General features: G+C 49.9%; 22 protein-coding genes and 1 other annotated feature. Of the genes, 18 read left to right on the plus strand and 4 right to left on the minus strand.

The features are described 5' to 3' along the window. Positions 1–53: 53 nt before the first annotated feature. The gene (locus ACEN86_RS06930; RefSeq protein WP_495633582.1) at positions 54–1,025 is read right to left on the minus strand and encodes a helix-turn-helix transcriptional regulator; all 972 of its coding nucleotides are present in this window, start codon (positions 1,023–1,025) and stop codon (positions 54–56) included. A 217-nt stretch (positions 1,026–1,242) separates the two neighbouring features. Between ACEN86_RS06930 and ACEN86_RS06935 the strand changes: the two genes are divergently transcribed. Beyond that, the gene (locus ACEN86_RS06935) at positions 1,243–1,716 is read left to right on the plus strand and encodes a CBS domain-containing protein (protein WP_495633583.1); all 474 of its coding nucleotides are present in this window, start codon (positions 1,243–1,245) and stop codon (positions 1,714–1,716) included. 95 nt (positions 1,717–1,811) lie between these two features. On the opposite strand, the gene ACEN86_RS06940 is transcribed toward ACEN86_RS06935, so the two are convergent. After that, entirely contained in the window at positions 1,812–2,885 is a 1,074-nt protein-coding gene (locus ACEN86_RS06940; RefSeq protein ID WP_495633584.1) for a M42 family metallopeptidase, read from the minus strand. A 465-nt stretch (positions 2,886–3,350) separates the two neighbouring features. Here ACEN86_RS06940 and spoVAC point away from each other — a divergent pair, with 465 nt between their 5' ends. The 14 genes from spoVAC to ACEN86_RS07010 all read left to right on the plus strand — a co-directional run bounded on the left by spoVAC (position 3,351) and on the right by ACEN86_RS07010 (position 15,180). Further along, on the plus strand, positions 3,351–3,800 hold the full coding sequence (spoVAC, locus tag ACEN86_RS06945) for a stage V sporulation protein AC (protein WP_495634237.1): 450 nt from the start codon (positions 3,351–3,353) through the stop codon (positions 3,798–3,800). 25 nt (positions 3,801–3,825) lie between these two features. Then, the gene (gene spoVAE, locus ACEN86_RS06950) at positions 3,826–4,176 is read left to right on the plus strand and encodes a stage V sporulation protein AE (RefSeq protein ID WP_495633585.1); all 351 of its coding nucleotides are present in this window, start codon (positions 3,826–3,828) and stop codon (positions 4,174–4,176) included. A gap of 275 nt (positions 4,177–4,451) precedes the next feature. Continuing rightward, a complete protein-coding gene (locus ACEN86_RS06955; RefSeq protein WP_495633586.1) occupies positions 4,452–5,408 on the plus strand; it encodes an AAA family ATPase in 957 nt (318 codons plus the stop codon). Between the two features lie 43 nt (positions 5,409–5,451). Beyond that, positions 5,452–6,654: a DUF58 domain-containing protein gene (locus ACEN86_RS06960; RefSeq protein ID WP_495633587.1), complete on the plus strand. Its 1,203-nt coding sequence runs from the start codon at positions 5,452–5,454 to the stop codon at positions 6,652–6,654. Next, positions 6,647–8,860 (plus strand): DUF4129 domain-containing transglutaminase family protein, encoded by a 2,214-nt coding sequence (locus tag ACEN86_RS06965; protein ID WP_495633588.1) that lies wholly within the window; start codon positions 6,647–6,649, stop codon positions 8,858–8,860. The genes ACEN86_RS06960 and ACEN86_RS06965 overlap by 8 nt, the downstream gene beginning before the upstream one ends. A 110-nt stretch (positions 8,861–8,970) precedes the next feature. After that, positions 8,971–9,495, plus strand: coding sequence for a YqeG family HAD IIIA-type phosphatase (locus tag ACEN86_RS06970; RefSeq protein ID WP_495633589.1), 525 nt, complete (start codon positions 8,971–8,973; stop codon positions 9,493–9,495). Then, positions 9,495–10,622: a ribosome biogenesis GTPase YqeH gene (gene yqeH, locus ACEN86_RS06975; protein WP_495633590.1), complete on the plus strand. Its 1,128-nt coding sequence runs from the start codon at positions 9,495–9,497 to the stop codon at positions 10,620–10,622. The genes ACEN86_RS06970 and yqeH overlap by 1 nt, the downstream gene beginning before the upstream one ends. 61 nt (positions 10,623–10,683) lie before the next feature. Continuing rightward, positions 10,684–11,553 (plus strand): shikimate dehydrogenase, encoded by an 870-nt coding sequence (aroE, locus tag ACEN86_RS06980; RefSeq protein WP_495633591.1) that lies wholly within the window; start codon positions 10,684–10,686, stop codon positions 11,551–11,553. A 57-nt stretch (positions 11,554–11,610) separates the two neighbouring features. Then, the gene (gene yhbY, locus ACEN86_RS06985; RefSeq protein ID WP_495633592.1) at positions 11,611–11,907 is read left to right on the plus strand and encodes a ribosome assembly RNA-binding protein YhbY; all 297 of its coding nucleotides are present in this window, start codon (positions 11,611–11,613) and stop codon (positions 11,905–11,907) included. Between the two features lie 21 nt (positions 11,908–11,928). Then, complete coding sequence (locus ACEN86_RS06990; RefSeq protein ID WP_495633593.1) at positions 11,929–12,525, plus strand: nicotinate-nucleotide adenylyltransferase; 597 nt, start codon at positions 11,929–11,931, stop codon at positions 12,523–12,525. Then, complete coding sequence (yqeK, locus tag ACEN86_RS06995) at positions 12,506–13,075, plus strand: bis(5'-nucleosyl)-tetraphosphatase (symmetrical) YqeK (RefSeq protein WP_495633594.1); 570 nt, start codon at positions 12,506–12,508, stop codon at positions 13,073–13,075. Before ACEN86_RS06990 ends, yqeK begins: the two co-directional genes overlap by 20 nt. 43 nt (positions 13,076–13,118) lie before the next feature. Next, a complete protein-coding gene (rsfS, locus tag ACEN86_RS07000; protein ID WP_495633595.1) occupies positions 13,119–13,466 on the plus strand; it encodes a ribosome silencing factor in 348 nt (115 codons plus the stop codon). Further along, entirely contained in the window at positions 13,463–14,380 is a 918-nt protein-coding gene (locus ACEN86_RS07005) for a CvfB family protein (protein ID WP_495633596.1), read from the plus strand. The genes rsfS and ACEN86_RS07005 overlap by 4 nt, the downstream gene beginning before the upstream one ends. A gap of 26 nt (positions 14,381–14,406) precedes the next feature. Beyond that, a complete protein-coding gene (locus ACEN86_RS07010; RefSeq protein WP_495633597.1) occupies positions 14,407–15,180 on the plus strand; it encodes a class I SAM-dependent DNA methyltransferase in 774 nt (257 codons plus the stop codon). A gap of 48 nt (positions 15,181–15,228) precedes the next feature. On the opposite strand, the gene ACEN86_RS07015 is transcribed toward ACEN86_RS07010, so the two are convergent. After that, positions 15,229–15,540 carry an ArsR/SmtB family transcription factor gene (locus tag ACEN86_RS07015; RefSeq protein WP_495633598.1) on the minus strand — a complete coding sequence of 104 codons (312 nt, stop codon included), beginning with the start codon at positions 15,538–15,540 and terminating at the stop codon, positions 15,229–15,231. Between the two features lie 279 nt (positions 15,541–15,819). After that, positions 15,820–16,077, plus strand: a binding site (T-box leader). A gap of 109 nt (positions 16,078–16,186) precedes the next feature. Between ACEN86_RS07015 and leuS the strand changes: the two genes are divergently transcribed. Continuing rightward, positions 16,187–18,628: a leucine--tRNA ligase gene (gene leuS, locus ACEN86_RS07020; protein ID WP_495633599.1), complete on the plus strand. Its 2,442-nt coding sequence runs from the start codon at positions 16,187–16,189 to the stop codon at positions 18,626–18,628. Here the strand turns inward: leuS and comER are convergent. Next, the gene (comER, locus tag ACEN86_RS07025; protein ID WP_495634238.1) at positions 18,625–19,464 is read right to left on the minus strand and encodes a late competence protein ComER; all 840 of its coding nucleotides are present in this window, start codon (positions 19,462–19,464) and stop codon (positions 18,625–18,627) included. The genes leuS and comER overlap by 4 nt on opposite strands. Before the next feature lie 111 nt (positions 19,465–19,575). On the opposite strand from comER, the gene ACEN86_RS07030 reads away from it, so the two are divergent. Beyond that, a complete protein-coding gene (locus tag ACEN86_RS07030) occupies positions 19,576–20,076 on the plus strand; it encodes a ComEA family DNA-binding protein (RefSeq protein WP_495633600.1) in 501 nt (166 codons plus the stop codon). A gap of 15 nt (positions 20,077–20,091) precedes the next feature. Further along, entirely contained in the window at positions 20,092–20,613 is a 522-nt protein-coding gene (locus ACEN86_RS07035) for a deoxycytidylate deaminase (RefSeq protein ID WP_495633601.1), read from the plus strand. Positions 20,614–20,651: the final 38 nt, after the last annotated feature.

Below are 20,651 nucleotides of genomic sequence, written 5' to 3' on the forward strand. Positions count from 1 at the left end.
ACATACACTACGTATCTTCGCCTAGTATACAGGGGGATTACTGCCAGCTGCTGTCAGTCATGTATAGGCTGATCATAATGATGGAGCATTCCGGTAAGGACCTCAATCATTCTTCGTTGAAGACTTTCCGGTTCAAGTATGCGGATCGCTCTGCCGTAGGATAATAAGAAATAAGGAGCAAAGGTCTGGATGGATTCCTCTGTCAGTCGGAACAGGATTTCCCCGTTCTCACTTTTGACAAGTGTATGGGAGAACAGCCAGTGTCTGCCCAGCTCATTCAGTGCTTGCTCCTGCCCGGTTATCCTTACATTTATCAAGTGAGGTTCTTCCTTCGAGCCGGGAAGCAGGGAAGTCATGAAGAACCGGCTGGCAGAGAAGGACTCCGGGTGAGCAAAAGTCTGCTCCGTCGCTGATATCGTCTGGATCCGGTCCACACGGAAGCTCCGGATTTTTGCGCGCTGGTGACAGTAGCCGACTATGTACCAGTTCCCTTTCCATTGAACGAGCCCATACGGATCGAGCAGACGCTCTGCAGCTGCCCCCTGATGACTCTTGGCATAAGTCATGATAAGGGTTAGACCTTCCGCTGCACATTGGCTTAGTAGTTGCAGAGTATCTTCGAACCTCTTGGATGAAGGAGTGATGACCCCGATCCGGTTCTCATGGAGCTGTACGTGCTGAAGCTGATCGGGACCGATATAGGTTTTGAGCTTGGAGATAGCCCGGTTAAGAGTATCTGCAAAGGGATATCCGGCATCCTGTGCGAATTGTGCAGCCTGCACGAGGCTTTTTTGCTCATCTGGATCGAATAGCAGCGGGGCAGACTGGAAATGCTCCATCAGGCGGTAACCGCCGCGATGACCGGTTTCCGCAATTATAGGCACTCCGCTGGCACATAGCGAATCGATATACCTGTATACTGAACGCACACTGATCTCCAGTTCCTCGGCGAGCTCGCGTGCTGTAGTTCTCTGCCGGGTCTGGAGAATCCATAATATAGACATCATGTAATCCGACTTAGCCATAGGGAATGCACCTTCTTTATTTGATCATGGGGGGTGTCATTGATCTTCCATCTCCCATATTCCACAGCCTGAAGGAGAAGTCCTTTGCGGATCAGGAATAATGGCTAAGGAGTGTTGGGGCATTCTGAGTGAAGGTCACCTGTGATGCAATGCACACGCTTACTTTTAGGGTATATAATATAATAGAACTGTAACTCCATAGATAGGGGGAGTAGATATGAAGGTCAGAGATTTCATGATTACAAATCCTGTGACTGTAAGCAGCACAACAACCCTGCGGGAACTGCTTCAAAGGCTGGTAGATAAGCGAATAGGCGGTGCTCCTGTCGTGAATGACAAGGGCAAGCTGCTTGGCATGATCAGTGACGGCGATGTAATTCGCTATCTTAAACCAAGCACGGGCAGGGTCTATGATTTCTTCAGTTATGTAATCCAGACGGAGACGGAATCCTTGGACAGCTCTGTAATGAATAAGCTTGAGACTTCTGTCGGCCACGTTATGGTCAGCAAAAATTTATATACTGTATCACCAGATGACCCTCTGGAAAGAGCCATTGAAATACTGGGCAAGCATCATTTCAAGAAAATTCCTGTCGTGGATGCCGAGGGAACCATCGTGGGTGTGATCAGCCGGGGAGATGTGATTCGCCAGCTGGTGAATTCATTTGTTCTTAACCCTGAATCGATATAACACACAATAGACCTAAACGCCGAACTGGCGCTTAGGTCTTTTTTGTATTTAATCTGTTGTACTTACGTAAGTTATCCGAGGTTAGCCAGACTCATCTAGCTCCGCTCCAAAATGGTGTTCAACGTCGTGCGGTCTAGGCCGCGTACGAGCTTGATTAACAGCTCTTTGGCTGCGGCATAATCGTCCGTGTGGAGAATGGAGGACGAAGTGTGAATATAGCGCGAACATACCCCAATGACTGTCGAGGGAACACCAATGCCGCTTAAATGTACCTGGCCAGCATCCGTACCGCCCGGAGATACGAAGTATTGGTACTTAATCTTGTGGGTGTCGGCTGTATCCTGTACATACTCAACCAAGCCCCGGTGTGTCAGCATAGTCGGGTCCAGAATCCGGAGCAGCGCCCCTTCACCTAATTGGCCGAACTGCCGTTTGTCTCCTGTCATATCATTCGCCGCGCTGGCATCAAGCCCAAAGAAGATGTCCGGCTGAATCAGATTCGCCGCGGTACGTGCACCTCGAAGCCCAAGCTCTTCCTGAACGGTGGCTCCGGCATACAGAGTATTTGGAAGCTTCTCTTGATGAAGAGCCTCCATCAGTTCGATGGCGAGACCCACACCATAGCGGTTATCCCAGGCTTTGGCCATAATTTTCTTCGGATTGGCCAGAGGAGTGAATTCACAGATCGGTACAATCTGCAGTCCCGGGCGAACCCCGAAGCTTTCCGCCTCTTCCTTGCTGTCTGCTCCAATGTCCAGATACATGGTTTTGAGGTCGACAGGCTTGCTTCTCAGCGCATCATCCAGCAGGTGAGTTGGAATCGAACCGACAACTCCGACTATACGTCTCTCGGGGGTAATAATTTGGAGACGCTGGGCAAGAACAGCTTGGCTCCACCATCCGCCGAGGGGCTGAAAGGAGACCATTCCATTGGCACTTATACCTGTAACCATAAAGCCGACTTCATCCATATGTCCCGCAACCATCACCTTAGGACCCTGTTCATCTCCCCGAAGGACACCGAATAAGCTTCCAAGGCGATCCTGTACAAATTCATCGGTATAGGCAGAGAGCCGCTCCTTCACGAAGCCGCGAAGCTCCCTCTCAAAGCCCGGTGCAGAAGGGAATTCGGTTAATGTCCGAAATAGCTCAAGTGTGTGTTCATTCATTATTATGTACTCCCCTTTCATTCAATATTTCCAGTATGAACTACGAGATGGGCCTTGTCGAGTTTGTCGAGTTCACGGGGTATACGTCATTAGACATGCACATAAGCCTGTCGCAGGCATACGATGTGGTAGGTCCTGCTTGGGGGGAATCTAATGACCACTTCACAGCTCAAAAAACTTCTAGTGATCTGCCTGCTGTTCATTTTGCTTGTTGTTGTGCTTTATTTTTTTGAGAGACAGTCCCGTCTGCTGCTGATGTACTAAACAGCCTCTTTCCGGAGGCTGTTTTTTCTTAAGATCAGCCTTTGGGATATGGATGATTTACCAATCATAACAATCTACACATCTACAGATAATGATGGGGACGAGATGCTGCGAACAACAAGGGATGAACAGGAGGGAGCAAAGTTGGCTGAGCAGACTCATAACGTAAATGACCCCTCATCCGCATCGGTTAAAGACTCGATGACCCCGGAAGAGTATAAGAAAATCGCCAAGAAGCATGAGCCTCCAAGGAAAATTGCAGCGAACTGTGTGAGGGCCTTCCTGGTCGGCGGATTGATATGTCTGATTGGACAAGGGGTAGAGCAGTTTTTCATTTCCGTATTTCATATGAATATAAGACAGGCCAGCAATCCGACCGTGGCTGTCATGATTCTGATCTCCGTCATCCTCACGAGTCTGGGGGTTTATGACAAAATCGCACAGTGGGCCGGAGCCGGGTCGGCTGTCCCCGTGACCGGATTTGCCAACTCGATGTCCTCTGCTGCTCTGGAGCATCGATCCGAGGGACTGGTGCTTGGCGTGGGCGCGAATATGTTCAAGCTGGCCGGCTCAGTCATCGTATTCGGGGTAGTAGCCGCCTTTGTGATTGGGCTGGTTCATGTCATTTTCGGGATTGATGGTGTGCATTGACAATTAATGAAGGAGAGGTAAGACGATGATATTTCTCTGGGCATTTATTATTGGAGGTTTATTTTGTGTAGTTGGACAGCTTATGTTCGACCTGTTCAAGCTTACACCAGCCCATACGATGAGCACACTGGTGGTCATCGGGGCGCTTATGGATGCATTTGGCTGGTATGAGCCCTTGATCAAATTTGCCGGAGCCGGAGCCTCTGTACCGATTACCAGCTTCGGGAACGCACTTGTTCACGGAGCTATGACCGAGCTCAAGAAGGACGGCTGGATCGGGATAGTTACGGGGATATTTGAAGTGACGAGCGCGGGGATTTCCTCTGCCATAATATTCTCGTTCCTTGCTGCGTTAATCGTTCGCCCCAGAGGATAAGATATCTCTGGCTCGGAGCCTTCCTTAAATAGATGGTGCGCCAAGAAACCCTCTTGAGTAATGGAGTTAAGTAATTCCATTGACCAAAGAGAGGTTTCTTTTTTATGTCTTTAATAGATGCGGACAGAGTTTTGTAATTTGATCCAAATAGTTTTGGAAAGCGATGGAACTATACGCAGGCCTATTTCATCATGTACAATAGGAAGATATATACAGGCTTAAGGTATATTGTAATTTTGTGGGCCAACCTATGGTGAATGAGGAGGAAGTCAGGCATGACGTCGATGAGAGAATCCGTACAAATCGTTACAGCCATCAAATCAAATCTGGAATCATGTATATTAGGTAAATCCTTTGAGATAAAGCTCTTGTTAACCGCGCTTCTTGCCGGAGGGCATGTCTTGATTGAAGATGTGCCGGGGACGGGGAAGACCCAGCTGATCAAGGCGCTGGCCAGATCCATGAACGGGGAATACCGGAGAATTCAGTGTAATCCCGATATTCTGCCAAGTGATATTACCGGGGTCTCCGTATTTCATCCCCATGAGGAACGCTTCGTATTTCGGCCGGGTCCTGTAATGACCCATATTCTTCTTGCCGATGAGATTAACCGGGCAACGACGAAGACGCAGTCAGCCCTGCTTGAGGTAATGGAAGAGCGTAATGTGACGGTGGATGGGGTGACTTACGCGCTGCCCAATCCTTTTATGCTGTGTGCTACCCAGAATCCAATTGATTTTGAAGGAACCTATATGCTTCCCGAGGCCCAGCTCGACCGCTTCATGATGAAGCTGCGTATGGGATACCCGGATGAGAATACCGAGAGAACGATGCTGCATTCCCACCAAAAGGGACAACCTGTTGATCAGCTTGAGCCTGTGACCCAGATGGACGAAATTACCCGCATCCAGGAAGAAGTGCGGCAAGTCCATATGGATGATGCGGTGCTGAATTATTTGCTTGAGATCGTTCGTCGTACCCGCGAACATGAAGGTGTGCTGCTTGGTGCCAGCCCACGGGCTTCCCTCGCATTTCTTAATGCAGTGAAAGCGTACGCATTCCTGAATGAACGGAACTACGTACTTCCTGATGATGTTAAGACGCTGGCACCGTTTGTGCTGGGTCACCGGATTCTGCTTCGTCCGGAAGCAAGGCTGGACAGCTTGAACGCGGATACTGTCCTGCAGAATATTCTTAGACAAGTCTACGTCCCGGTTTCTGTGGAGCGATAAGCCTGTGGATCGAAGCTTATCGGCTCTAAAGGGAGGATCAGGGATGAAGCGATTATGGAGACCAGGATTAATATGGCTGGTATGTCTGATGTACACCGTGTTTCAAGGCGGCAAGACCTCCATCATGCTGCTGATGATGGTATCGATTCTGATGGTCTACTGGATTCTGTGCAGCTGGATTGGTCTGAAGAAGATGAGCGGAACGCGGTCCCTATCCATGGAGGGCGGATTGGGAGGCCAGATGCAGGCGGGCGATCAGGTTCATGTGAAGCTGAATATGGAGCACCGCGGATGGGCGCCGCATCCATTTATTATTGTCCGTGAAATGTTAAAGAGGCACAGCGGCGGTTCATGGGCTTTCGAAGAGAGTGTAATCCCGAGGTTTCGTTCAGGGGCAGAGATCTCATTTCAGACCCCGCCGCTTGAGCGGGGCAGATATTCATTTGCCGAGACCGAATGCCGTGCGGAGGATATTTTTGGGCTCATCAAGCATACACGCACCTTTGATTTCAAAGGGGAATTCTATGTGCTGCCGAGGACCGTATTCATTCCTTATTGGCACTTAACCGACCGTAACTCAAGGTTTGCAGGCCCGGAGAATGCCCAGTCGCTGTCCCGGCGTGAGACGACCCAGATTAACGGAGTCAGGGAATACGTCTATGGAGACCGGTTGTCCAGAATTCACTGGAATGCTACAGCGAAGACGGGAAGCTGGAAATCCAAGGAGTTCGAGCATGAGTCCCTTCCTAAGACCGTACTGGTGCTGGACGCCAGTCAGAGCAGTTATCTGGACCTCGCAGAATTCGAGCTTGCCGTATCTACGGCAGCCTCCCTGCTGGATTACAGTGCGAGAGAGCGCATGAGCATTGGGCTGTGCACTTTGGGGAGCAGCTTCAAAGGTTATCTTCCGATGAACAATGCCGCAGAGCGGCAGCGGATGGTGCAGCATTTGGTTGACATCAAGCCGGATGGACAGGGAAGTCTGAAGGATAGACTGGCAGGCAAGAAGGATCTGTTTGCACCGGGTACATTCTTTGTGCTTATTTCTTCCCGGACGGATAAAGAGGTGCTGGAGACCCTGCAGTGGGCAAAATCGGGCCAAATGTCCCCTTATCATATCTTTATCGGCCCAGAACCTCAGGACGGCCGCTTCTCGGCTTCCTTGCGTCAGCAAGGGCTGCGAGGGATTGTTGTCCCTTCTCTACAGGAGCTTCCTGTATCCATGAGAGGAGGCCGCTATGATTAACAGATTCAGAAGAGTACAGTATTCATGGTATTTCATTTTATGTATGCTTTGGGTCATGATCATGGCTGTCCAGTGGATTAACTTCGTCAAGCCAATCTGGTATGATGAGACCTCAGTTCTGGTACTGGATGTGTTGATTGCATCGGCCGCAGCGGAGGCCCTGCTGCCTTTTAACAGATGGCTGAAGTGGATCGCGAAAATTGCCGTTATGGCCATTATTCATTATTCTGTGTTATCTTCCTACGATGTTTTTGTTACAGATGGGCCATTATTGCCAATTGGTATTATTCAGTTCATGAAAAGCCTGGATCCTTATATCTGGTTCAGTCTCCCGGCATGGGGATTATTCGAGCTTGCGATTCGCCTTGCGGATTATCGCGGTTTTATTCTTCTGTTCACAGGGATGAACATAGTGACCTTCGCCATTCTGGACTCGTTCACCAGCTATTATTTGTGGACAGAGGTGGCTTGGACGGTCTTCGCCGGACTCGGATGGCTGGTCAGCTTTCATTTTCGCAGGTATCAGACTAAATATCCTCAGGGCTGGTACCACCTAAGGCTGTCTCCTTTCAAAGTGCTCGTAAATATTGTCGTAGTGTTCTCGTGTGTACTGCTGCTCGGGGTAAGTATGCCTGAGGTGGCTCCTCTGCTGACAGATCCTTACTCGGCTTGGCAGAACCTTCAGGGGAACAAATATGAGAAGTCGAAGGAGACAGAGAAGAAGTCTTCTCCGTCCGCCTCAGGGTACAGCCGGGACGATTCGAAGCTTGGAGGCGGATTTAATTTCGATTACAGCACCGTCATGACGGTAACTTCTCCCAAGGCGTCTTATTGGCGGGGGGAGACCCGAGATTTCTACACGGGAACAGGCTGGGGAGGACTCCAGGAACGTGACCGGGATGGAACGGTTGATATTCTGGACCAATCTATGAATTTCAACAGAGTGGGCAGTAAAGTGAAGACCGAGAAGGTCGAGCAGACGATTGTGATGAACAGTAAGCGGAGTTATCCCGTGCTGTTCGGCGCTTATTCCATCTCTCACATCAGCCTGCTTAGTGATGAGGAGAAGACTAAGGATCCATTAGCGAGATGGTATCCTGAAGATAGATCCGTGAAGTGGGATGGCTTTGACAGGAATCCCAAGAATGGCGGGTATCCCTCCGTCTACAAAGTGGTATCCGAAATGCCGGTTATACCGCTGGAAGAGCTGCAAGGCGCCAGTTATAATACACTTTACCCTAATGGAATGGAGAGTAAGTATGTTCAGCTGGATCCGGACTTCCCGGACAGCGTGAAGCAGCTTGCAGAGCAGGTCACCGCAAAGGGGAAGACCCCTTATGATAAAATGGTGCTGCTGCAGGATTATCTCAAAAATAACTACACGTACACCAACACGCCGGACCTGTCCCGCAAAGTCCATAAGGATCTTGTGGAAGGCTTTTTATTCGATATCAAAGAGGGTTATTGCGACTACTTCTCCACCTCGATGGTGACGATGGCCCGTTCGATCGGGATGCCTGCCAGATGGGTCAAAGGCTTCTCTACGGGACATCAGGAGTTCCAGGGTCCTGAGAATTTGACCAATGAACCCACTGGTCCTTATGTAGTAACCAATGCGGATGCCCATTCCTGGGCTGAAGTGTATTTTGGCGAAGAATATGGCTGGGTTACCTTTGAGGCGACTCCGGGATTTGACGCACCAATAAATGTGACGGATGACGAGGTGAACAAAACGCCAGCGGAGCCGGCCTCGGCTGAGCCTGAAGATGTTGAACCGGAAGTGGATTCTGCACCGCAGAGTAACACGGCTTTCCTTCGGTGGTTCTTATCCATCACGGCAGGTATTCTGCTGGTTCTCGGTGGTTATCTCCTGTGGAGATACCGCAGCGCCCTGTACTACGCCTATCTTCGTGTGAGAAAAGGCCGTGAACTGACCTCCGGAGAGAAGGTTGTTGTGGAGACAGGCCGCTGGATTCACTTCATGAAGAGACGAGGCTTCACAAGAGAAGACCATGAGACCCTTCGTGAGGCGGTTACCCGTTGGAAGGATGATGCTCCGTCCATGGCCTCGTCATTTGATGAGCTGCTGCTGCAATTTGAGAAGGCCAAGTATAGTCCGCATACCGTCTCAGAGCAGGATTGGAGAGCTCTTCAGATCAAGCTGCAGAATTTAAGCAGAGCTTTGAAAAAGACTTATTCGCACTAATGCAATCGTGCAATTATAAAGCCTTGGGAAGCCGCATTCCCGGGGCGTTTCTTTTTTACTATAAAGAAAGATTATGGTATAGTTTGTCGTAGAAACTGAGGTGACGACATTTGTTTGAGAAGTTGATGCCCAAACTGCGGGTGAACACGGTGTTTGATATTGATCTAGAAGGACTTTACGCATCAGGCTACCGGGCCATCATTACAGACCTGGATAATACGCTTGTAGGCGCCAAAGAACCCTCAGCAACACCCATCCTTGTAGAATGGTTTGAAAAAGTGAAACAGCATGGTTTTAAACTTGTGATCGTGTCAAACAATAATTTGGGAAGGGTGTCTTCATTTGCCACCCCTTTAAATATTGAATTCATTCACAAAGCCAGGAAGCCATCTAATATTCCCTTTCATAAGGCCCTGGGTCTGCTCGGATACAAGCCGAGTGAAACGGTTGTGGTCGGCGATCAGCTGCTAACCGATGTCTATGGAGGGAATCGTATGGGCCTGTTCACGGTGCTGGTTCAGCCGATAGCCATTGAAGATGAAGGCTTCGTCACCCGGTTCAACCGCCGGGTAGAGCGTATTGTTCAAAGGCGTTTGCGTAAAGTTGGAGTATGGACCGAGGAGGACAAGAACTAATGACAGAAGGACCGCTTATCCCTGAAGGGAGAAAGTGCAGCGGATGCGGCGTGAAGCTGCAGAATGAAGATGTGAACAAGCCCGGTTACCTTCCAGTGCAGGCATTGGAACGTGAACCGGTCATTTGCCAGCGCTGCTTCAGAATCAAGAACTACAATGAATCCTCATCCGTAACTGTGGAGCAGGATGAATTCCTGCGTCTGCTCAGTCAGATTGGAGAGAAGGATGCGCTTGTCATCCACATCGTAGATATTTTTGATTTTGAGGGAAGTGTAATTGGAGGTCTGCAGCGGTTTGTTGGCACAAATCCCGTGCTGCTTGCCGTGAACAAGATCGACCTGCTTCCGAAGGTAACGAACTGGAACAAGCTGCTGAACTGGGTTCAGAAGCAGGCGAAAGAGCTTGGGCTTAGAACTCAGGATATTATATTCTGCAGTGCCAAGCAGAACAAGGGATTTGACCGCCTGCTTGAGGCTGTGGAGCAGTATCGTGGAGACCGGGATGTGTATGTCGTCGGCGCTACCAATGTAGGCAAATCCACGCTGATCAATCGTTTGATCCGCGACTATAGTGATCTGGATCAGGAACTGACCACTTCACGTTATCCGGGTACAACCCTGGATATGGTTAATATCCCGCTGGACGATGGACAGTACATCATTGATACGCCTGGGATTATGTATCCTTCGCGTTACAGTGAGCTTATCGGACCAAGCGATTTGTCCGTAATTATGGCAGACAAGCCGCTTAAGCCGATCGTATATCAGCTCAATGAGGGGCAGACGCTCTATTTCGGCGGGTTTGGCCGTTTTGACTTCATACAAGGCGAGCATCAGTCCTTTACCTGCTTTGTCAGCGGCAAGATGCCGATTCACCGGACCAAGCTGGAGAGAGCGGATGAGCTCTTCGAGAAGCATGCTGGGGAGATGTTATCCCCACCGAACCGGGATGAGATCAGCAAGCTGCCGGCATGGACAAGACATGAATTCCGGATTCCGCGGGGAAGCCGGAGCGACATCTTCATCTCCGGACTTGGCTGGATCAAGGTCAATGGAGAGTCGGGCGCGGTAGTGGCCATTCACGTTCCGAAAGGGATTAAAGTGCTGCTTCGTCCATCCTTGATCTAGGATAAGCAATGCTATATGGACTGTACTTCAGTCCAGTCCATTAAAGTGGGGAGGTTGCCTAATGGGCAAGGAGATGAGCCATTCTTCAACAGGACCGCTATTGTTAGGTGTCATGGGGGATCCCATTGCGCATTCCAAGTCTCCTGTTATGCATGAGGCGGCCCTGCATGCCGTCTCTGTGCCGGGGAGCTACGTACCTCTTCATGTGAAGTCTGACCGGTTGGCTCAGGCAGTTGAGGGAATACGAGCGCTTGGATTTCGGGGTGTGAATGTCACAGTCCCGCATAAAGTGAACGTGATGGACCTGGTGGATGAACTGGATGAAGGAGCGCGCCTGATCGGTGCGGTAAATACAATCGTTAACAATAATGGTGTGCTTACCGGCTACAATACGGACGGAATTGGTTATGTTCGGTCATTGAAGGAAGAAGCTGTGCCTGACTTGAAGGGGAAGACGATTCTTGTCCTTGGAGCGGGAGGCGCCGCCAGAGGGATTATCTATGCTCTTCTTCTGGAGTCACCAGCTCAGATCATCGTAGCGAACCGGACTCCGGACAAAGCCAGGCAGCTTGCCGCGGAATGGTCGGGCCTTGGGCATTTGACGGGATGCGGGAATGAGGACATTGCTGCATCGGTTAAGGATGTAGATGTACTGATCAATACAACCTCGGTCGGCATGCACCCGGCCGTTAGCGATATTCCGATGAATCCGGAATGGATTCCTGAGGGGATTGTCGTGAGTGATCTCATTTACAATCCGCTTAAGACCGAACTGCTTCGCCAGGCTGAGATCAAAGGCTGCCGCACACATAGCGGACTTGGCATGTTCATCTATCAAGGAGCGTATGCTTTTGAATATTGGACAGGTCTGAAAGCTCCGGTGGACAGAATGCGTGAAGCGGTACTTGAGAGCTTACAGGGTATACTTTAAATACAGAATATGAATATGGCCCACAGGTAACGGCCATTTAAGGAGTTAGAACAACACATGCTTACAGGCAAACAAAAACGTTTTCTGCGCAGTCAAGCGCACCACTTGCAGCCCATTTTCCAAGTAGGAAAAGGCGGTACCAATGAACAGATTATCCGCCACATTACCGATGCCATTGAGACTCGGGAGCTGATTAAGTTATCCGTTCTTAACAATTGTCTGGATGACCCTAAGCAGATCGGGGAAGAGCTGGCCGCAGATTCAGGTTCTGAGCTGGTCCAGGTGATCGGCAGAACTATCGTTCTCTACAAGGAATCCAAGGAAAATAAGCAAATCGAGCTTCCCAAGAATTAATCCGGAAGGGATGGTTGGATCATGAGAAAAATCGGGATCATGGGCGGAGCGTTCGATCCGATTCATGTCGGCCATCTGCTCGTTGCCGAAGCAGCCAGAGACCAGTTCGGACTCGAAGAGGTCTGGTTCATGCCCTCTCATCTGCCGCCCCATAAGCGGCAGGCCGGGGTGAGCGGCCAGATGAGGCTTGAGATGGTTGCCGAAGCGATTGCAGGCAATCCGGCTTTCAAGCCGCTGGATATTGAGCTTGTGCGCGGCGGGATATCCTATACGATCGACACGATGAAGGAACTGAAGGGAATGCATCCGGATATCGAGTTTTATTTCATCATCGGTGCGGATATGATTAACTATCTCCCGAAATGGGAAGGCATTGAAGATCTGGTGAACATGGTCAAATTCATCGGCCTGCAAAGACCGGGAAGTATGCTTGATCTGGATACGCTGCCTCAATTTATTGAAGACGCCGTTCTTCTTGCCGAGATGCCGCTTGTGGATATTTCCTCCAGTCTGATCCGTAGACGAATGGCCAAAGGACAGTCGGTTCGCTATATGGTACCCGAGAGTGTATACGAATACATGATAAGGAGCGGGATCTATGCGGTACAGCCGGGATGAATTGATCAAGGCGGTATCCGGACAAATGCCGGAGAAGCGCTGGAAGCACACGGAAGGTGTCATGAAGTCAGCCGTAGAACTTGCTGAGCGGTATGGAGCAGATCCGCAGAAGGCGGATCTGGCTGCGCTTATGCATGATGTGGCCAAGTTCTGGCCTATTGATCAGCAGGAGCAGGTGATTCGCGAGAATCATTTGAACCAAGACCTGCTTGGAAATGACAAGCAGCTGTGGCATGCTGAGGTAGGCGCATTTGTTGCTAAGCGGGACTATGGGATTGAAGATGAAGAAATTCTGGATGCGATTCGTTATCATACATCTGGCCGAATTGGCATGACAATGCTGGACAAGGTGATTTGTCTGGCTGATTATATTGAACCCGGTAGGGATTTTCCGGGTGTGAATAATATAAGGAAACTGGCGAATCATAGCCTTGAAGAAGGGCTGATCGCCGGGCTGGATTCCACGATTCAATTTCTGCTTGAGAAGAGGAAAGTGATCTATCCGCTTACTGTTCTCTCGCGTAACGATCTGATTCGGCAAATCAAGTGAAGATTAGATACTAAGCTCACTTTTACTATTAGGAGGTAAATGAATGACAGTAAGTCCAAAAGAACTGCTTAACCTAACTATAGAGGCCGCTGATGACAAGAAGGCAGCCAACATCGTAGCGCTGGATCTGAAGGGAATCTCCATGATCGCAGACTATTTCGTCATTTGTCACGGGAATTCGGATACTCAGGTTCAGTCTATCGCAACCGAGATTCGCAAACGCGCTCAAGAAGCGGGGACAACGATTCGTGGAATTGAAGGCATGGATTCAGCTCGCTGGGTGCTAATGGACCTTGGTGATGTGGTCGTACACATCTTCCACCGTGATGAACGGGAATACTATAATATCGAGCGTCTGTGGTCAGATGCCAAAGTGGTGGAGACGGTATGAGTCTGATAGCGGGTACGATAGTCTCTCTGATGATTGACAGGGAGGTCTCGCCCTACGGTTTCTTTTTGAGTTACGGTTCTGAAGACGTTTTGCTGCACTATACAGAGCTGACCCGCAAGGTTGAGCCCGGGGATACCGTTGAGGTATTCCTGTTCTTTGATACGGAGGATCGGCTTGCTGCTACCATGAAGACGCCTTATCTGACACTTGGAGAATTGGCTCTGCTTGAAGTTGCCGATTTTCATCCAAGACTGGGATGCTTCCTGGAAATGGGACTAGGCCGGCAACTGCTGCTTCCGATTCGGGAACTGCCGGAGCTTAAGGAGCTTCATCCTCAAGTTGGAGACCAGGTATATGTAATCATGGAGCACGACAAACAAGGCAGACTCAAGGCGAAGCTGGCCGGTGAGCAGGAGCTTGCTCCGCTGGCTTTCCACGCTCCTACGACTTGGAACAATCAATGGCTCGAAGCCGTAGTCTACAAGCCGCTGCAAATGGGAACTTTCGTCGTTGTTCAGGGCGGTGTTCTTGGATTCGGCGCGATCGGGATGATTCACTCTTCCGAACGCAGCAGGCTGCTGCGTCTTGGTGAGCGTGTGAACGTGCGTGTGGCCCATATTCGTGAAGATGGACGGGTGAACCTGTCCATGGCGCCGCGCAAAGAAATCGGCCGCAATGAGGATGCCGAACGGATACTCGAATATCTGGAGAGCCGGCCAGGCGGGGGCATGCCTTACTCGGATGCAACCCCACCGGATGTTATCAAGCAGCGGTTCGGGATTAGCAAGTCTGCCTTCAAACGCGCCATGGGCAAGCTGATGAAAGATGGAAAGATCCGTCAGGAAGAGAACTGGACTTATCTCAACAAGGATACTGCAGCTAATGACACTAGTGATGGGGACGGACTGGCCTAAGCTTCTATGGAAAGCGGTGTTGACAGATGGCTTCATATCGCAAATTCGCATATGTGTACGATGAACTGATGGAAGATATGCCTTACCCCGACTGGATTCGGTTCGCTAGAACCGCCTGGGACAAGCTTGGGATGCCCAAGACAGTGGTTGAGCTGGGATGCGGAACCGGCAGCATAACCATTCCGCTGGTTAACTCAGGCTTTGAAGTGACGGGGATGGATTTATCTCCGGATATGCTGGCGGTAGCCCGCCGTAAGATGGAGCAGACCCCGCGCGGAAGCAGACTGTTCCGGGATGGATCCGTTCGCTGGGTTCAGCAGGACATGAGAGAGTGGGAGATGCCGGAGCCCGTGGATTCCGTAATCTCATTCTGTGACTGTATCAATTATCTGCTGGAGCCCGAGGATCTCACACGGACATTTAGACGTACGTTTGAAGGGCTCAAACCGGGAGGGACGTTTCTCTTTGATGTGCATCACCCGAATACTTTGAAGCGGTATGAGGAAGATCAGCCTTTCATTTGGGATGAGAAATCTGTCTCGTATATATGGACGTGCGAGAGAGATGCGTACCGGAATGAGATTGAGCATCATCTGACGATATTTGCGCGAGAATCGGAACAGGGTACTGACATGTACCGCAGATTTGAAGAAACGCATGTTCAGCGGGCCTATGATCCCAACTGGATTAAGGTGGAGCTTACGAAATGCGGTTTTTCTCAAGTGAACTGTTATGCCGATTTCGAGTGGATTGAAGCTTCCGATGATGCAGCCAGACTTTTTTTTGTAGCGGTAAAATAATCATAATAGAAGAACAGCCGGTCATCTTCGGGATGACCGGCTGTTTGCTTAGAGCTCCTTTCCAATATATTCAGCTAAGTGTTGGATAGTCTCTTCATTCCTGCGGTAATACGTCCATTGGCCTATGCGTCTGGCTTCGAGCAGACCTGAACGTTGAAGCAGGGATAAGTACTGGGACGTGGTAGACTGGGACATGCCCGCTTTCTCCTGAATCTTGCCAACGCAGATCGCATCTTTGAAACCGTGCTCGTCTGCAAGAGGAACCGCATTCGGGAAATTAACCTCGGGTTCTTTAAGCCACAGTAAAATCTGCAGCCGGGTTTCGTTCGCTAGAGCTTTGAAAATAGTCAAGTAATCCATGGCTTCATTATATTTGTTCTTCCCGACTTGTCAAAGTATTTCCTGTAAGCATTTATTCATAAATTAACAAAACTCTTAGTAACTCATCACACAAAGTTTGATTCTGGGATAAATTAACTAGGAAGTATAGGTAAATGGATATATACTTTTTTTTAGAGGAACTCATGGTTTTGACGAACAAGCTGTTCGAGAAGACGAAGGTATTTAAAGTCTAGAAGAGATACCCGGCATTGACTATAAGGGAAGATATGAATATAATAATTGTTAATTAAATTGGATATTTAAGCTATGATGAGGACCAGTAATTCAGATCTAATCACACAGAGAGCCGGTGGGGGTGCGAACCGGTTGATCAGGCTGTAATGAACTCGCCTCGGAGTTATGATGCAAGCTGGAGGCCGGATAGATATCAGTGCCGGTATTCTGGTGAACATACATCGTTACACCCGCGTTAAGGGTGCTAAAGTGAGCGCAGAACAAAGCATGTTGACGCGCTAACTAGGGTGGTACCACGGGAATAATCCTCTCGTCCCTAGCGGTGATAACGCTATGGACTGAGAGGTTTTTTTGTGAGGATTTAACTAACCGATGAATTAATTCAGATGTACAAATGTACAGATGCGCTATCCAAGGAGGAGCTTATTTCATGACAGAGAAGAACGTTAATAATCATGTCTATCACCCGCAGGCCATAGAGCCAAAGTGGCAGGCCTATTGGGATGAACACCAGACATTCAAGACAAGAGAGGATGCCGGCAAGCCCAAGTTCTATGCGCTGGATATGTTCCCTTATCCTTCAGGCGCAGGCCTACACGTAGGCCACCCGGAGGGTTACACAGCCACGGACATCGTCTCCCGTTACAAACGGATGCGCGGATATAACGTGCTTCATCCGATGGGCTGGGATGCCTTCGGTCTTCCTGCTGAGCAGCATGCGCTGGATACGGGTGAACATCCCCGTCATATCACAGTGAAGAACATCAACAACTTCCGCCGCCAGATTAAGTCACTGGGCTTCTCCTATGATTGGGATCGGGAGATCAGCACGACAGACCCGGAATATTATAAATGGACACAGTGGATCTTCATCCAGCTGTATAACAAAGGACTTGCTTACGTCGCAGAAGTACCGGTCAACTGGTGCCCTGCACTTGGAACTGTACTTGCTAATGAAGAAGTTATCGATGGACTGAGTGAGCGCGGAGGACATCCGGTTATCCGCAAGCCGATGCGTCAATGGGTTCTTAAGATTACTGAATATGCTGAGCGTTTGCTTGAAGATCTGGAGGAGCTTGACTGGTCGGAAAGCATTAAAGACATGCAGCGCAACTGGATCGGCAAATCCGAAGGTGCGGAAGTCGACTTCGCCATTGAAGGCCAGACCGAGTCACTGACCGTGTTCACGACGCGCCCGGACACCTTGTTTGGAGCCAGTTATGCAGTTCTTGCACCTGAGCATGCGCTGGTCGAAGTTATTACGACGGAAGACCGTCGCGAGGCTGTGAAGGCTTATCAGGAGCAGGCGGCCCGGAAGAGTGATCTGGAACGTACAGATCTTGCAAAAGAGAAGTCAGGTGTGTTCACAGGGGCCTATGCAATTAACCCGATAAATGGTGCCAAGCTGCCAATCTGGATTGCCGATTATGTACTTGCCGGCTACGGTACAGGTGCCATTATGGCTGTTCCGGCTCATGACGAGCGCGATTATGAGTTTGCGAAGCAATTTGATCTGCCTATTCTTGAAGTCGTATCTGGCGGGGATGTCAGCAAGGAAGCCTATGCGGGTGACGGAGAGCATGTTAATTCTGATTTCCTGAATGGTCTGAATAACGAAGAAGCGATTAAGAAAGCCATCTCTTGGCTGGAAGAGCAGGGGAAAGGTAAAGGGAAAGTCACATACCGTCTGCGTGACTGGCTGTTCAGCCGTCAGCGCTACTGGGGTGAGCCTATCCCAATTCTGCATCTCGAAGACGGAACCATGAAGCCGGTTCCTGTGGATCAGCTTCCGCTTGTCCTGCCTGATGTCGATCAGATCAAGCCGTCCGGAACAGGAGAATCACCGCTTGCCAATGTAACGGAATGGGTGAATACGACAGATCCGGAGACAGGGCTGCCTGCCCGCCGGGAGACCAATACTATGCCGCAATGGGCAGGAAGCTGCTGGTACTATCTGCGCTTCATAGATCCGCACAATGATCAAGAACTGTGCTCCCCAGAGAAGCAGAAGGAATGGCTGCCGGTTGATCTTTACATTGGAGGAGCGGAGCACGCTGTGCTGCACCTGCTGTATGCCCGGTTCTGGCACAAGGTGCTCTATGACCTGGGAGTTGTCTCAACGAAGGAACCATTCCACAAGCTGGTTAACCAGGGAATGATTCTTGGAACCAACAACGAGAAGATGAGTAAATCCCGCGGTAACGTCATTAACCCGGATGTAATTGTTAATGAATACGGGGCAGACACCCTTCGTATTTACGAAATGTTTATGGGACCTCTTGAGGCTACCAAGCCTTGGAACTCCAATGGGGTTGAGGGAACTTACCGGTTCTTGTCCCGTGTATGGCGACTGTTCATCGGAGAGGACGGCGCTCTGAATTCAAAGATCGTGGATGGAGAAGGCAGCGAGGAGTTCAAACGTACATGGCATAAGACCATCAAGAAAGTAACAGAAGACCTGGATGGACTCCGCTTTAATACCGCCATCAGCCAGCTGATGATCTTCATCAATGAAGCCTATAAGATAGATGTTGTTCCTAGAGAAGCGGCAGCGAATTTCGTGCAGCTGCTGTCACCGCTTGCTCCGCATATTGCCGAGGAATTGTGGCAACGTCTAGGCCACGAAGAGAGTGTGACCTACGTGGCATGGCCATCCTATGACGAGGCATGGACTGTGGATGCAGAAGTGGAGATTGTGGTTCAGGTTAACGGCAAGATTGTGGACCGTGCCAAAATTGCCAAGGATCTGGATCAAGCCGCCATGCAGGAGTTCACGATGGAGCTTCCTAACGTTAAGCGGGCGATCGAAGGCAAGTCTGTGCGTAAAGTGATTGCTGTACCCGGCAAGCTTGTAAATATTGTGGTAGGTTAGTCACTATGATTCTTTAACTGGTCAAAGCTCGTATCGAGTTTTGCCAGATCATGTTCATGCTTGCGGGTAGTGGCCTGGATTAACTCTGGGAATACCGAAATTAAATGCTGCTTGAGTACGGAAAGGCCTTCCGCAGTTACTCCACCGGGGACGGCTACTCGCTGCCTTAGCTGTTCCAGTGAGAAGCCACCCTCGGTGAGAAGGCGTCCTGTACCAAGCAGCATTTCTGCGCCTAAACGTACGGCGGTTGTCCGCTGAAGTCCAGTTAATTCTGCGGTAGAATCTGCCCATAGTCCAAGAATATAAGCCAAAAAGGCAGGTCCGCAGCTAGAGATATCTGAGGCACCACGGACATGGGCTTCTTCGATCAGTACCGGGGTGCCCACGGAAGAGATCAGCTGTTCAAGCAGCAGCCTGTCTTCTGGAAGTATACGCTGACCATACATGCATAGAGAAGCGCCGCTTAGAACGGCATGGGTGATACTCGGCACAACTTTGGCTACTTTGCATGGAAGAATACATTCGATAAGGCTGATCTGAACCGGGCTTGTTATCGATACAACGATTTGTTCAGGATTCAAGACTCCCTGAATTTCACTGAGTACCTGGGGGAACTCCAGTGGCTTCACGCAGATAAATATAATATCGCTCTGGAGCGCTGTGTGGACATTACTGTCCACGGCCTTCAGACCCGAATACTTGGCAGACAGACGTTCAGTCCGGGCAAGAGTACGGCTGCTTGCCGTAATCTGCCGTGGCTGCAGTGCTCCGGAACGTAAGAATGATTCAATTAGCAGACTTCCCATACTCCCTGTTCCGATAAATCCTATTTTCATCACGGAGATCTCTCCTTCTGCGCGAAGGCGCGGCTTCGTCGTTACAATGTATGCAGCTCAGATAGATATTCATGACCATGAATTTATAGATTTGAGATTGGAGCTGGGTAAATGTATAGAAAGTTAATTGGAACAGCGGTGGTATCGGCGGTAATAGGAGCTGGTCTCATGCTGCTTGCGGTAGGAGCAAGGCCGCCTGCGGGTCTTGAAGGATGGGTTCCGGTAAATACGCAGGTGGCTAAGGCCATGGAGTCGCAAGAGACCCCCCGCTTGAACCCCGGGAATCCGGCTTCAGACAAAGCCATGAAGAGCGGAAGCAATGACGGACATTCAGGGGAAGCCAAGGCAGAGAAGGTTCTAAGCCAGTCCCCTCTAACTAAGAGCAGCCATTCGGTCTCTAATCCTTCTTCAGAGACCGCGCAGCTCATCAACATCAATACCGCTGGGCTTGAGGAGCTCCAGAATATCCCGGGTATCGGAGCCAAGAAGGCGGCTGCCATTGTGGACTATCGTAATCAGCACGGTGCCTTCGGTAAGGTCGCCGATCTAACCAATGTCAAAGGCATTGGTCCAAAAATGCTTGAGAAAATGAAGCCCTTTATCGGGCTTTAGATAGGAGTAGGGAAGATGAGTCTGGATAACCGGAAAGACTGGGATACTTATTTCATGGATATCGCCTATATGGTATCCACCCGTTCGCGCTGCAGCAGACGTCATGTAGGTTCAGTTCTTGTGCAAGGCAAGAAGCTGCTGGGCACAGCTTATAACGGGGCTCCTTCAGGAGTCCCTGATTGTTCTGAAGCGGGCTGCATGATTGCCGAGGAATATGAACTGGTTAAGGAGCATGGCCAAGAGGAACGAATGATCAAGAAACAGCGCTGTGTAAGGACGATTCATGCCGAGCAGAATCTGCTGCTTTTCACAGACCGGATCGACCGGGAAGGGTCCAGTGTATATGTGACGGATGAGCCTTGCTGGACATGTGCCAATATGCTTGCAAATAGCGGTATAACTCTGATTGTATATCACCGTCCATACCCGAAAGATTCAGCTAAAGTTAAAGCCATGATGGATCAGAAGGGGATCATGTTCAGGCAGCTGGAAGATTATTCTCCGCCACCGGAGACGGTCCAGAAGGTGCAGGATTAATGGAAAGGGTACTCGGCTCAGTAGCGGGTACTTTTAAA

Source organism: Paenibacillus sp. Paensp111 (assembly GCF_059492195.1).

What these genes read in the sequence shown, in the direction of transcription:
- ACEN86_RS06930 (WP_495633582.1), bottom strand. Translation starts at nt 1,025, where the DNA reads ATGGCTAAGTCGGATTACATGATGTCTATATTATGGATTCTCCAGACC.
- ACEN86_RS06935 (WP_495633583.1), top strand. Translation starts at nt 1,243, where the DNA reads ATGAAGGTCAGAGATTTCATGATTACAAATCCTGTGACTGTAAGCAGC.
- ACEN86_RS06940 (WP_495633584.1), bottom strand. Translation starts at nt 2,885, where the DNA reads ATGAATGAACACACACTTGAGCTATTTCGGACATTAACCGAATTCCCT.
- spoVAC (WP_495634237.1), top strand. Translation starts at nt 3,351, where the DNA reads ATGACCCCGGAAGAGTATAAGAAAATCGCCAAGAAGCATGAGCCTCCA.
- spoVAE (WP_495633585.1), top strand. Translation starts at nt 3,826, where the DNA reads ATGATATTTCTCTGGGCATTTATTATTGGAGGTTTATTTTGTGTAGTT.
- ACEN86_RS06955 (WP_495633586.1), top strand. Translation starts at nt 4,452, where the DNA reads ATGACGTCGATGAGAGAATCCGTACAAATCGTTACAGCCATCAAATCA.
- ACEN86_RS06960 (WP_495633587.1), top strand. Translation starts at nt 5,452, where the DNA reads ATGAAGCGATTATGGAGACCAGGATTAATATGGCTGGTATGTCTGATG.
- ACEN86_RS06965 (WP_495633588.1), top strand. Translation starts at nt 6,647, where the DNA reads ATGATTAACAGATTCAGAAGAGTACAGTATTCATGGTATTTCATTTTA.
- yqeH (WP_495633590.1), top strand. Translation starts at nt 9,495, where the DNA reads ATGACAGAAGGACCGCTTATCCCTGAAGGGAGAAAGTGCAGCGGATGC.
- aroE (WP_495633591.1), top strand. Translation starts at nt 10,684, where the DNA reads ATGGGCAAGGAGATGAGCCATTCTTCAACAGGACCGCTATTGTTAGGT.
- yhbY (WP_495633592.1), top strand. Translation starts at nt 11,611, where the DNA reads ATGCTTACAGGCAAACAAAAACGTTTTCTGCGCAGTCAAGCGCACCAC.
- ACEN86_RS06990 (WP_495633593.1), top strand. Translation starts at nt 11,929, where the DNA reads ATGAGAAAAATCGGGATCATGGGCGGAGCGTTCGATCCGATTCATGTC.
- yqeK (WP_495633594.1), top strand. Translation starts at nt 12,506, where the DNA reads ATGCGGTACAGCCGGGATGAATTGATCAAGGCGGTATCCGGACAAATG.
- rsfS (WP_495633595.1), top strand. Translation starts at nt 13,119, where the DNA reads ATGACAGTAAGTCCAAAAGAACTGCTTAACCTAACTATAGAGGCCGCT.
- ACEN86_RS07005 (WP_495633596.1), top strand. Translation starts at nt 13,463, where the DNA reads ATGAGTCTGATAGCGGGTACGATAGTCTCTCTGATGATTGACAGGGAG.
- ACEN86_RS07010 (WP_495633597.1), top strand. Translation starts at nt 14,407, where the DNA reads ATGGCTTCATATCGCAAATTCGCATATGTGTACGATGAACTGATGGAA.
- ACEN86_RS07015 (WP_495633598.1), bottom strand. Translation starts at nt 15,540, where the DNA reads ATGGATTACTTGACTATTTTCAAAGCTCTAGCGAACGAAACCCGGCTG.
- leuS (WP_495633599.1), top strand. Translation starts at nt 16,187, where the DNA reads ATGACAGAGAAGAACGTTAATAATCATGTCTATCACCCGCAGGCCATA.
- comER (WP_495634238.1), bottom strand. Translation starts at nt 19,464, where the DNA reads ATGAAAATAGGATTTATCGGAACAGGGAGTATGGGAAGTCTGCTAATT.
- ACEN86_RS07030 (WP_495633600.1), top strand. Translation starts at nt 19,576, where the DNA reads ATGTATAGAAAGTTAATTGGAACAGCGGTGGTATCGGCGGTAATAGGA.
- ACEN86_RS07035 (WP_495633601.1), top strand. Translation starts at nt 20,092, where the DNA reads ATGAGTCTGGATAACCGGAAAGACTGGGATACTTATTTCATGGATATC.